At 37.9% G+C, this 11,614-nt stretch carries 12 protein-coding genes; 2 read left to right on the forward strand and 10 right to left on the reverse strand.

Features of this window, described 5'->3' with window-relative positions; genetic code table 11:
* Window positions 1-50: 50 nt before the first annotated feature.
* The 5 genes from ACTS4L_RS06595 to mltA form a co-directional block, all read right to left on the reverse strand.
* Complete coding sequence (locus tag ACTS4L_RS06595; protein ID WP_440616264.1) at window positions 51-221, reverse strand: hypothetical protein; 171 nt, start codon at window positions 219-221, stop codon at window positions 51-53.
* Window positions 222-628: 407 nt separating this feature from the next.
* Window positions 629-985 (reverse strand): (2Fe-2S) ferredoxin domain-containing protein, encoded by a 357-nt coding sequence (locus ACTS4L_RS06600; RefSeq protein ID WP_440616266.1) that lies wholly within the window; start codon window positions 983-985, stop codon window positions 629-631.
* A gap of 16 nt (window positions 986-1,001) precedes the next feature.
* Window positions 1,002-1,916 carry a lysine exporter LysO family protein gene (locus ACTS4L_RS06605; protein WP_440616268.1) on the reverse strand — a complete coding sequence of 305 codons (915 nt, stop codon included), beginning with the start codon at window positions 1,914-1,916 and terminating at the stop codon, window positions 1,002-1,004.
* Window positions 1,917-3,251 (reverse strand): TldD/PmbA family protein, encoded by a 1,335-nt coding sequence (locus ACTS4L_RS06610; RefSeq protein WP_440616269.1) that lies wholly within the window; start codon window positions 3,249-3,251, stop codon window positions 1,917-1,919.
* A gap of 103 nt (window positions 3,252-3,354) precedes the next feature.
* Window positions 3,355-4,476 (reverse strand): murein transglycosylase A, encoded by a 1,122-nt coding sequence (gene mltA, locus ACTS4L_RS06615; RefSeq protein ID WP_440616271.1) that lies wholly within the window; start codon window positions 4,474-4,476, stop codon window positions 3,355-3,357.
* Between the two features lie 264 nt (window positions 4,477-4,740).
* Here mltA and ACTS4L_RS06620 point away from each other — a divergent pair, with 264 nt between their 5' ends.
* The gene (locus ACTS4L_RS06620) at window positions 4,741-5,010 is read left to right on the forward strand and encodes a hypothetical protein (RefSeq protein ID WP_440616272.1); all 270 of its coding nucleotides are present in this window, start codon (window positions 4,741-4,743) and stop codon (window positions 5,008-5,010) included.
* A 15-nt stretch (window positions 5,011-5,025) separates the two neighbouring features.
* On the opposite strand, the gene rsfS is transcribed toward ACTS4L_RS06620, so the two are convergent.
* On the reverse strand, window positions 5,026-5,370 hold the full coding sequence (rsfS, locus tag ACTS4L_RS06625) for a ribosome silencing factor (RefSeq protein WP_440616273.1): 345 nt from the start codon (window positions 5,368-5,370) through the stop codon (window positions 5,026-5,028).
* 131 nt (window positions 5,371-5,501) lie between these two features.
* On the opposite strand from rsfS, the gene ACTS4L_RS06630 reads away from it, so the two are divergent.
* Window positions 5,502-7,598 (forward strand): ATP-dependent helicase, encoded by a 2,097-nt coding sequence (locus ACTS4L_RS06630; RefSeq protein WP_440651836.1) that lies wholly within the window; start codon window positions 5,502-5,504, stop codon window positions 7,596-7,598.
* Between the two features lie 13 nt (window positions 7,599-7,611).
* Here ACTS4L_RS06630 and ndk read toward each other — a convergent pair whose 3' ends face one another.
* The 4 genes from ndk to murJ all read right to left on the reverse strand — a co-directional run bounded on the left by ndk (window position 7,612) and on the right by murJ (window position 11,291).
* Window positions 7,612-8,037 (reverse strand): nucleoside-diphosphate kinase, encoded by a 426-nt coding sequence (gene ndk, locus ACTS4L_RS06635; RefSeq protein WP_440616275.1) that lies wholly within the window; start codon window positions 8,035-8,037, stop codon window positions 7,612-7,614.
* A gap of 101 nt (window positions 8,038-8,138) precedes the next feature.
* Window positions 8,139-8,600, reverse strand: coding sequence for a hypothetical protein (locus tag ACTS4L_RS06640; RefSeq protein WP_440616276.1), 462 nt, complete (start codon window positions 8,598-8,600; stop codon window positions 8,139-8,141).
* Window positions 8,601-8,609: 9 nt separating this feature from the next.
* Complete coding sequence (locus tag ACTS4L_RS06645; RefSeq protein WP_440616277.1) at window positions 8,610-9,683, reverse strand: LysM peptidoglycan-binding domain-containing protein; 1,074 nt, start codon at window positions 9,681-9,683, stop codon at window positions 8,610-8,612.
* Between the two features lie 63 nt (window positions 9,684-9,746).
* Window positions 9,747-11,291: a murein biosynthesis integral membrane protein MurJ gene (murJ, locus tag ACTS4L_RS06650; protein ID WP_440616278.1), complete on the reverse strand. Its 1,545-nt coding sequence runs from the start codon at window positions 11,289-11,291 to the stop codon at window positions 9,747-9,749.
* Window positions 11,292-11,614: the final 323 nt, after the last annotated feature.

Genomic DNA, 11,614 nt, shown 5'->3' on the forward strand with positions numbered 1-11,614 from the left:
CTGAAGGAAGGTTTGTTAAATTGAGTATTATCCTAATCGATTCTTATGCTTTATTCATTATTGTTACTGCGTTCATTTTTCAAATGGCGAATCTGTTCACTTGGAATCTGTAAAGTTTTAGCGACAACAGAAATCGGCACACCCATTTTAAGCATTGCCATAGCGTCATTATAAACGTGTGTCTGTAATGGCTGTGTATTGCATCCATTTTGCATATCCATAATACGATCTCCTTTTTAATTGTTTAAAACATAGTAGCGTAAAACTTGGTAGTATGCGAATAATTTTAATTCAACTCAGAGGTGATTTTTGTCTTTGAGAATTTCCCTGCAATGAATTAACGATCAGTTGCGTTTTAATTAAGTAGTCAGAGACAGTTAGCTTTGTGATTTTATGTTGTGTAACTCATCAAATAGGGCAGCTATTTGTTGTTTTATTCAACAAATTGGCTTACTTTTTGCTAGATAGTTCCACTAAAAGTTAGAGAAAATGTTCAAACGTATTTTAAAGTTAAATTTACCAGAGTGGCAGTCAACTTTCCTATGGGGAGCGCGCCGCATTGGTAAGTCATTGTAAGGGAAAGATTATTTAAGCGTTGAGCATGAGTTCACCCAGTTGGTTATGGTTTTTAACGCTCATTTTTAATTTGATATCGTGTCACAATTTCACCTTTAATAAGGTGTGATTGGATAATGTCTTCAAGCACTTCGGGAGTGCATGAGTGATACCATACTCCTTCAGGATAAACAACAGCAATTGGCCCTTGTATACATATGCGTAGACAATTGGCTTTGGTACGATAGATTTCACCAGATTGCGAGAGTTTAAGCTCAGATAGACGTTTTTTCAGATAGTCCCACGCAACGAGTGATGCCTCTTTATTACAGCATTTATCAATACTTTGGTCACAACATAAAAAAATATGGCGTTTAATATTATTCAAACCTAATGTTTGCGCTTTTTGGGTTAATAATTCATCTTGCATAGCAATCCTTAAAAATTTAAAAGGGAATCAGGTTGAATAGTGGAATAAGAATCGGCGTTGCCAATGTTAATACAAAACCACTACTAATGGCGACAGGTACTGCTTGAATACCGATATGATCTTTAATGACAGGTAAGCTAAAATCCATCGCCGTGGCACCACTATAACTCACCAGTTCTGTAGGAATATGTTTGGCTAACATGGGAATTACAATAATGGCGATAATTTCGCGTGAGAAATCGATAAAAAATGTCATCGTGCCAAAGTGAGCATCAATCAGCTGAGCATTTAAGATACTGGCTAAACTATACCAACCAAAGCCACTTGTGAGCATGAGTGCATGTGATAATGGAATATTAAAGAAAACGCCCAAGATGGCACCAACAGCAAGGGAGCTGATCATTAAAATAATCGCAATCATAATGCCCGTTTTATTCTTGAGAATTTGTGTCAGTGAGTGACCTTCACGTCGCATTTGAATTCCAATAATAAATAAAGTCAGGACTAAAATGGCATCGATAATAAGCCCAATGTGCACCAATGGTTTATTGATAAATAGCCCAAGAAAAGTACCAATCACAAGATACAATAAATATTTACAACTGGTTAGGATGGGTTTTAGTGGGCTTTGTGCTTTGACCATGTCGTGATGCGCTTTAATGGCGCGTTTTGGCTTTAAGCGCAAATAGCCATAGACTGCTAACACGTTGATAGCAAATAATGCAGCAATAAAGCTTAAGGTAATGCCAAGCATTGAAACAAGCTCACCTTGCAGTTTGTAGATAAGCTCGCCAAAGTTATAGCCCATGACGGCGATAATTAAACTAATCATTGCCGAGAGTAGTTTATTCATCAGCTTGTTAGATAAAAACTTCAGATCAATAAAATAACCGAGAATTAATGCCGATAGAATAATAAGTGCTTGAATCATTTATTCACCGCTGATGCTACATTGTTTTATCAGCAGTGAACCACTTTGGATGCGTGAAAAAGGTTCAATGTCATCACCCATTGCAATAATGTTTTGTAGCATATCGCTTAGATTGCCGGCAATGGTAAAGTTATCAATCGGATAGCAAATTTCACCTTTCTCAACATAATAACCCATCGCGCCTTGTGAATAATCTCCTGTGGTAATATGAAATCCTTGCCCCATGGTTTCATGGATGATGATACCTTTATCGATCGATTTAACAAGGTCGTCATATGGTTGCGTGTTACTGCTGTCAACTTTTAAGTTACTAATGCCTCCGGCGTTACCTGTGGTTTCACGCTTTAGCTGACGTGCGCTATAGCTACTTAATAAATAGCGATTTAAAATACCATTGCTAATAATCGGGTTTTCACCCAAGTTAACACCTTCATTATCATAGGGTTGATTGCCAAGTGCTTGTGGAATATTAGGGTTTTCAGTAAGGCTAATATCATGAGCAATAATTGATTGATCAATTTTATCCAAAAGGAAAGTGTCTTTGTGGTATTGGCGTTGTCCTTTGATGGCGGATAATAATGCACCCCAAAATGAACGCGCAATAGATGGTGACAAGAGAATGGGCAGTTGTTGACTTTGAATGCATCGCGGGTTTCTGCGATTGAGTGTACGCTTAAGCGCAAGCTTGGCGATATGTGCAATACTTGGCAGCGTGGTAAAATCATGTGCACTATAGTAAGCATTATCACGTTGCATGCCGTGATTGTCTTTGGCAATAAGTCCCATGCCGACGCTATGACGTGTTTCAGGGTAAACATGCAAAAAACCGTGACTATTAGCAAAGCCATGCAAAATCTCAAAGCTATCGATATCAACGCCTTCAGAATGGTCAATATCATGATTCTCTAGTGCAATTGCCTCGCAATGCTTAGCATGATCAATGAGTTTATCAATGCTAAAGTTTGCAATCGGTTGGTAAAGCTCGGGCATTTCAGGTGGCGTGCATAGAAAGCGCTTATCGATAACTCCGGCAAAAGGGTCTTTCTCGGTAAAGTTAGCGATAGTTTTGGCATTATCAATAATGGATAGAATACTTTTTTCACTTAGGTCAGAGGTTTCAGCGTAGCCAGTTTTTCCTTGATGGTAAATGGTGACGCTCAACTGTTGGGTGACATTATACTCTAAGGTTTCAGTCTGCTGATCGCGAACGGCAATAACATGTCCTTGGTCATAACTGCAATTAATTTCAAAAGCATCGATATTTTTCTTATGTAGCACGCGACTTGCAAATCGAAGGACATCTTGTAAATAGCGCTTTTTATCGAGAATAGACATGTTTAGTAATATTGAAATCTTTAAAGTTTAATGTATTACATTATCAGCAATTGCTTAAGATAAGGCAAATCTTGATTAGTGTTTTTTGACGCTTTAAAGGGAATTATTTTTTAGCAAGGTGAAGGGCATCTGCTCTTGGAAGAAGGACAAACATCTTTCCTAGGTTCTTCATGTGCCCCGCGTAATACTCAGCTTCTTCGCCGCTGCCCCAAAAAACATCACCACGAATCGCACCACGAATGGCTCCTCCGGTATCTTGGGCAATCATTAAACGATCGAGTTTATGTGTTTTATTGTGATTACCTTGATAGGTTGTGCTTAACCAAACAGGTGTGCCATATTGATAGAACTTGCTGTCAATGGCAATGGAATAACCAGGCGTTAATGGTACACCTTGGGCACCAATGGGATTACCATGGCTAAGCACGCGGAAGAAAACAAAAGAAGGATCATAGTTTAAAACCTTATCGGCGTCTTTGGGGTGATCATATAACCATTTCTTAATCGATTGCATCGTAATATCTTCACGAGGCATGAGTTTATTTTCAAGCAAATAGCGACCAATTGGACGGTAAGGTTGACCATTTTGACTGTCGTAACCGACAAGAATACTATCACCATTAGTCAGCTCAATACGACCAGATCCTTGAATCTGTAAAAAGGTGCGTTCAACACGTGAGCTCACCCAAGCAATCACGTCTTTACGTGTGAAAAAATTATTTTTGGCGATCTCTTCACGGGTGTAAAAAGGTGTGAATTTCCCATTAACCATGCGTCCGTACTGTGTGCCTGAGGATGTCTTTTTTTGGATTAAATTAGCAGGTGTTTTATAAATAGGGACTTGGAATTCTGCTGTAGGATATAGGCTGCCTGATATGGCTGGCGCGTAGTAACCAGTAAAAAGACCTTGTGATTCATCATTATAACGCACCAAAAAAGGGGAGAAGTTTTGTTCAATCATCTCACGCGCACGTCGATCGGTATGCGCTGATACGGCTAATATATTTTGGCAGCTACCTTGCCAGTCTTTATTATAATTATTGTTTTTAACAATGGCTTTGCACGAAATCTGTAGTGCTTGATAGGCTTGCATCTGATCGCCACAATCCCAGTCGGGTAGTGCTTGATAGGCAACCGGTTCAAAGCTAATACTTGTATTTGCCGATAAACACAAAGGCAAAAACGAGGTCAATGTGCTTAAGCAAAGCAAGTATTTTATTCGCATAGACGTATCTAAAACAGGCATTTATATTTTAAGATGTTGCTATTGTCGCGATCTACCGCCAGATGTCAAGTGTATTTTTTGTGATCATATCCTAAGTTGTTTCTGTCAGTAAACAATCTCTTGTACTACTACTATTCTAGAAGTGTTGTGTGCTTATTATACGAATCTACCCACTATTAATTTGCTGATAAATCTTGAAAATTTGAAAGCTTCAAGCCATTATTTTAAGAGGATATGAACTTAACGGTCAAATAAGGAGTTCGCATGTTGAAAGGAAAATTTTTGCTCACCTTTGATTGGGTTGTTAATTATTTTAAATCATTTAACCAAGCTGCAAATAAAGATAAAAAGACACTTGAGCGTCTGCGCTATATTATGAAATTAGCAGCAGCACGAGGATGCAAGTCAAGTTCGATGTTTTTAGAGAAGCTATGCCATACAGTGTTGCCAGTGACTGAGATTCGCAAAGGTGCCAAGCGTCTAGCGGGGTTTGTATCTCCTGAGGAGATGAAACTGTTATTAAGCAGTGTATAAGCTTAACAATAGACCTTAAACCGCTTTAGGTGAGTTTGGCTTGATATCCCATAATTTTTCTAGTTGATAAAATTCTCTAGTTTCTGCTTTCATAATATGGACAACGATATCTGCCAAATCAACAAGAACCCAGTCGCTCTTAACTTCACCTTCGATACCTAAAATTGTGACATTATTTTTCTTGGCAGTCATCTCAAGATTACTAGCTAATGCTTTGGCATGTGTACCTGAATTTGCAGTGCAAACCACGACATAGCTCATCAGTTCAGTTAAATGCTCCACATTCATAACCGTGATGTCTTCAGCTTTAACATCTTCTAAAGCGTTAACAGCTAGATCTAGAATTTCTTTTGTTTCCATAATTTGATAGGATGCTTTGTCTATTTTCAAAGCATAGCAGTTTAGTCGAAGTTGAAAAGACAAGCAAGCGGTATATCTCATTGCCAAAAACTTAGTTACAATGTGAGTCTTTGTTGTTAGGAGCCCCACCTGTGAATAAGGCGACAACTATTTGCTACACCCCTGAACAGCAGGCGAATATTGAGCATAGTCTATCTCAGCATGCATTAGTTTCTGCAGTTGCAGGTAGTGGTAAAACGCAAACCTTAATTGCTCGCATTGAGTTCTTACTGAAAAATAACGTTAATCCAAGTGAGATTTTGGTGTTGATGTTTAACAAGTCTGCAGCAAACGACTTCACGCGAAGATTGAACGCGCTGAATATTAATGCAGTTATAGATATCAAGACCTTTCATGCGCTGGGGCTTAAAACGGTTGGTTTTTTAGAGAAAAAGGGATTGTTGTCAACAGCGCAACTCATTGATAGAAATAGTATGCTTGAGAAGCTGGTGCGTGAAGCACTACAGAAAACCAATCAGCTACTTAATGAAAAAGAACCGATAACGCCCGAGGTTATCGATCGCTATCAACAATATATTGGGCTTTTGAAATCAAGTTTGGATCTTAAAAAAATGCTAAAGCAGGTAGAGCAGTCTGAAGAGAGCAAGGTGGAGAATTTCTTTCGTTTTTATGAGCAATTAAGAGCACATTATTGTTGGCGAACATTTGATGACTTGCTATACGAGCCTATGAAAGTATTAACTGCCAATAAAACGTTAGCAGCACGTTTTGGTAATCGCTACCGCTATGTCATAGTTGACGAGTATCAAGATATCAATGATGTACAGCAGTCATTACTTAAATTGATTTCAAGTAATGCGCAATCGGTAATTGCAGTTGGCGATATTGATCAGACAATTTATGAATGGCGAGGTTCGCGCCCTTTTTATATGCTCAAAGGTTTTGCACAGGATTTTAAAAATGCCAAAACGTATACTTTATCGCTGACATTCCGCTATGGTCATTTGTTGTCAATAATGGCAAATGAAGTGATTCAACATAATAAACAACGGTTAAAAACATTATGCTTCTCAGCGCCTGAAGCAGCGAAGAAAACCGATGTCAATATCATCAGTAAAAATAAATTGAAGGTATTGATTCAAGAGGTTGCGAAAAGCATTCGTAATGGTCAATACAAACTTAATGATATTACCGTGTTAGTCAGAAAATATAGCTCAGGTGTGCTGCTAGAGCTATCTTGTTTGCAAGAAGGTTTGGATTATCATATTGCCGGAGGTCAAAGCGTCTTTAAACTGCCGTTAACACAATCGATTTTTGGCTATTTATCATTGGTAGATAAAAGTAAATATTTTCAGCAATTGCCAGAGCAGATACGCAAAGAAAAAGTTGTGCAAATGTTGTCATTTCCAAGTTTATATCTAAATATCTCGCAACTGGAGTGTTTAAGTGAGTTACTCAGTGTAAATCCATTAAAACCAATGATGGCATTACAAAACTTCAAACAACAATATGACCTGCCGTTTTATCAAGTATCACGCATTAAAGAGCGTCTGGAGCTTTGGCAAGATATGCTTGGTGTTAAGCCAAAAACGCCAGCGTCAACAGTGGTTAAAATGCTATATACACTATTGGATCTTGCCGCCTATTTGGCAAAAAAAGCAGCAGTGAGTCCTGTCTACACCGACAGTGATGTTGCTGATGCATGGCTTAATTTTAGCTTGGAAACAAAGCAGACAATTACTGAGTTTTTAGATCATTTTAATGCTTTGCAGGTGCAGGCAAATCTATCAAAGCATGATAAAAATGGATTGCTTATTAGCTCGATTCATAAAGCAAAAGGGCTACAGTGGCAGCATGTGATTCTATGTGACATGACAGAGCAAAGCTTTTTTAGTAATACTAAAGACAAACCGCCTACACCTGATGAAATAGAAAGTGAGCGTCGTTTATTTTATGTGGCAATCACGCGCGCAATTTCAAAGCTAAGTATTGTCGCAGGCAATGATGTTGCTAAACTTAATAAATGGTTTTTTGAAGGTATCAGTGGCGCACCACAAGGTTTACGCAAAACCAATTCAGTGCGATTCTTATATGAAAGCCATCTGCATCAATGTGAGATGTTGCTAAAAGCACACTTAGATCAAGATCAGACCGCTTTAAAGCAAAAGTCAAAACACAGCGCCCCTATGGCAAATTATCTTAAGAAGTTAGCAGCAGCAATACAGTAAAGAAAAATTAACATTAACGTGCGCAAATTTCCAAACCACTGAAGAAGAAAGCGACTTCAACAGCAGCTGTTTCTTGCGCATCTGAGCCGTGAACGGCATTGGCATCAATGCTATCAGCAAAATCAGCACGGATGGTACCAGCTGCAGCTTCTTTAGGATTAGTAGCACCCATTAATTCACGGTTTTTAAGAATAGCATTTTCACCTTCTAATACTTGAATCATCACAGGACCTGAGCTCATGAATTTTACAAGGTCATTATAGAAGGGACGCTCTTTGTGCACGGCATAGAACTCACCGGCTTCTTGCGCTGACAATCGTTTCATTTTAGCGGCAATGACTTTAAGACCTGCTTGTTCAAAACGTGAGTAAATTTGACCGATGACATTTTTAGCAACTGCATCAGGTTTGATAATCGAAAGGGTTCTTTCAATAGCCATGTGTATTTTCCTTATTTTATGTTTGATAAAAGTCTTGGGCATTATACAAATGAACGAAGGGATTGCAAGATTAAGCTGATGGCAAAAGAATTAAAAGAAATTTAAAAATATTTTGAATAAGTTTGCGCCACGACAAAACTATTATCTGCAGCCTTTACTGTTTCATTGGATAAATTAGCATGATAACCTGCAATACGCGCGCTATTGCCTTGGTTTTTAACCTCAAAATGATAAACAATTCCATTAATCTCACAGCTGTAGTGGGTTGTGCATTGAATATTGCCAAACACGCCACCAAGTGCCTTAATTGTTTGTGCATAGTCATAGTTATGCATATGAATGACATTATTCACCGTGGTGTAATTAAGTGCTAAATATTGATTGTAATTGCTTTGTAGTTCAACCTTTAAGTTCTCTGAGATTTTCTTATAAGCTTGAAATTTAGCAAAGAAAATAAAAGCCATATACAGTAAGACTCCAGCAAGGATCAGTAGCACCAAAATGGCAACGGTTTGTTTGCCACTAGAGGCCTTCTTGCTAGTTGTCGTTGTTTGTTCACTCATGGGATATCCTTAATTAATACCAAAATATTTATTATAAAGTGCGTTAATTTCTAGCCAACGATTATCATCATAAGGTAAAAGATTAGATGCCAAATAATCGCGCTCACTATTAAATGAAATCTCATCACCATCAGCAGCGTAGACTGCTAAGATCTTAAGACGAATATTTAGATTCTTAGCATCGCTATTTAACGCCTCTTGTAAGAGGGCTTTAGCTTGAGTAATATCATGTGTCTCAATTAATTCATCGGCTTTTTTAAGCAGTTCTACAAGTTCATCTTTGGATTTCTTCTTGGTGGTCTTTTTATCATTTGATGCCTTAACTGGTGTGTCGATATTAACCTTTACCTCAGGCTGTCTGGCATAAAACTGCTCTTTTAATAGGCGTTTATCGTCATTTGATTTTGATGATTTACGTTTATAACGGCGACGCCATACCAACAGGGCAATAATGATAATTAATAGAATAATATACCACTTACTACTATCGCTTTTTGTTTCAGTAGTGACTGTGGTCTGTGTGTCACTGGTGGATTGAGATTGATTGTCAGTATTTGCTGTAGGAATAACAACACCCTCTTGTGTGTTTTCTCTGGTATTATCTATTGAGCTATTAGCGCTACTAGATGTGTTGTTACTAGACACTACTGTGGTTTGCTGATTATCAGAAGTAGGTGTGTTGGTATTTGCGCTCTCTAGTCCCTCAGTTGTATTTGGTGCTTCAACTATTGGCTTAGTTTTAACTGGAGCGGGTGTGGGCGCTTTTGGGGTGAGGTATTGTGTATGTCTTAGGTTATAAAGCTTTAAACCATCTTCAAGTTCTGCCTTGGTGCTTGGAATTAAAAGCTTCTGATTAACATTAACAATATTATCATTAATTGAAGGGCTTTCTTTAGCATTGATCCCTTTAATCGCAGCAATCATATCTTTGTTAGGAATGCCGGAGATACTGTGTTTACTGGCAATGCGCCACAATGAATCACCTGACTTAACGGTATAGGTGGTAATCGCAAAGCTTGGCACAGTAAATGCCGCAGTCATTAGAACAAGTGATTTGAGATAAAGTCGGGTACTTTTTTTCACAGCCTCTCCTTAATATAAGTCATCAATCTAAGGCGTGATTGTAATCGAAAATGGTAGCAATGACTATATGCTAAGCTTAATATGTTTCAAGCGCACACCCACGAGAAACAAACAAACAACATAACTAATACTTCCAATGCCAATAATAATCAATAAATTTAAAACGCGGGATTCAAAGTTCAGTGCTAACCAATACCCTATATCCTGTTTAAGATAATACAAAACAAAAAACATAATACTTGAGGCGATAATGGCTCTGAGAATAAGAGTGAATGTCGCAAGATCAAGGCGCACATGAGTAATACGCCTTAAGGTTAGATATAACAACCATGCATTGATGCTGGCAGTAATGGTCGTTGAAATAGCTAATGCCAGATAACCTAAATGGTGTGTTTTAAGAATTAGAATGAATAGGATATTACTTAGAATATTACAGATAATGCAAATCACGCCAATTTTTAATGCCGCTTTGGTATGTCCTTTAGCGTAGAGTGCTGAAATAAATACTTTGATAAGCACAAAAGCAATGAGTCCAATGGCGAAACAGATCAAGGCACGTTGTGATTGGATGACATCAAAAGCACTAAATTTGCCATATTGGAATAGCGTAATTAGAATCGGTGCGGATAATACACTCATCGCAAAGGCCGCAGGAATTGTGATGATAAGGCTAAGCTTCATCCCCCAATTAACGATTTGACTAAAATTGTGTGCTGAGGTTTTGATATTACTTAACTTGGGCAAGATGGCTGTGGCAATCGCAATGCCAAAAATACCTAAAGGAAACTGATTTAAGCGATCAGGGTAATAGAGCCATGACAAGCTGCCAACAGTTAAAAATGAGGCAAAGATAGTGTCAAGCAATAAACTGATTTGCACGACTGAAGCACCGAAGATGCCGGGTAATAGTGATTTTAATATGCGCTTTAAATGGTAACTGGGTTTTCGCAAAATCAGTGTGAGCCTAAATCTTAAACGGCGTACACATATAAATAGAATGGCACTTTGAATGAATCCTGCGATAAACACACTCCAAGCAACGGCGTAAATAGGCGCTTTAAAGTGTGAGGCACTTAGAATAAAGATTATCATGCAGATGTTTAAAATACAGGGCATGAATGCGGGGATATTAAATTGTTCATAACGATTCAAAAGAGCGGAGAAAAGAGCAGAAATGGAAATGAAAAACACGTAGGGGAACATGATTTGTAGTAGCTCTTTGGCAAGGATGAATTGCGCTTGATCATGATAAAAGCCAGGGGCGAAAATCATCACCCAAATGCTGGCAAAAATAATACCTGTTAATGAGATCAGAAAGCTTGCTAAGGCAATAATGTTGAGCAAGGTAGAGAATAAATAAGTTAACCGTTTATGAGATGATTGTTTGCTTAAACTTGGCACAAGCACTTGCGTCAGTGATCCTTCGACAAACAAGCGGCGCATAAAATTAGGGACACGAAAGGCAACTAGAAAAGCCTCCATGGTTGCCGTGGCACCAAAGTATTTAGCAAAAAGCATATCGCGAATAAATCCCAAAATACGCGAGATCAGTGTGATGAAACTAAGGGTAAACGTTGATTTAAATAAAGGTTTGTTTTGTTTTCTCAAATAAATGCCCTTACTAATCACTTAATTACTAGGTGAATATGAATATTGTGGATTGATGCTGTTTATTATCATTTATAAAATCGGCTTTCGCATTACTTGTCATGATTGTATGGGGTAATTATGATTAGGTCAAAAAAATTGTATTATTATGTTTGCGAACTTGTTGAGTCTAAAATGAAGATTTAGAAGATATTGATCATACTAGAGCTAAGGCATATACTCGTCAAGCTAATGGTATTTGTAAGCCACGGCTGTCCCATCTAAAATATGTTGACTTTTGCTAAATTTATCTTTGAATATGTTGACTTTTGCTAAATTTATCT

It is taken from the genome of Cysteiniphilum sp. 19S12-1 (genome assembly GCF_052030685.1).
Classification (GTDB): domain Bacteria; phylum Pseudomonadota; class Gammaproteobacteria; order Francisellales; family Francisellaceae; genus Caedibacter.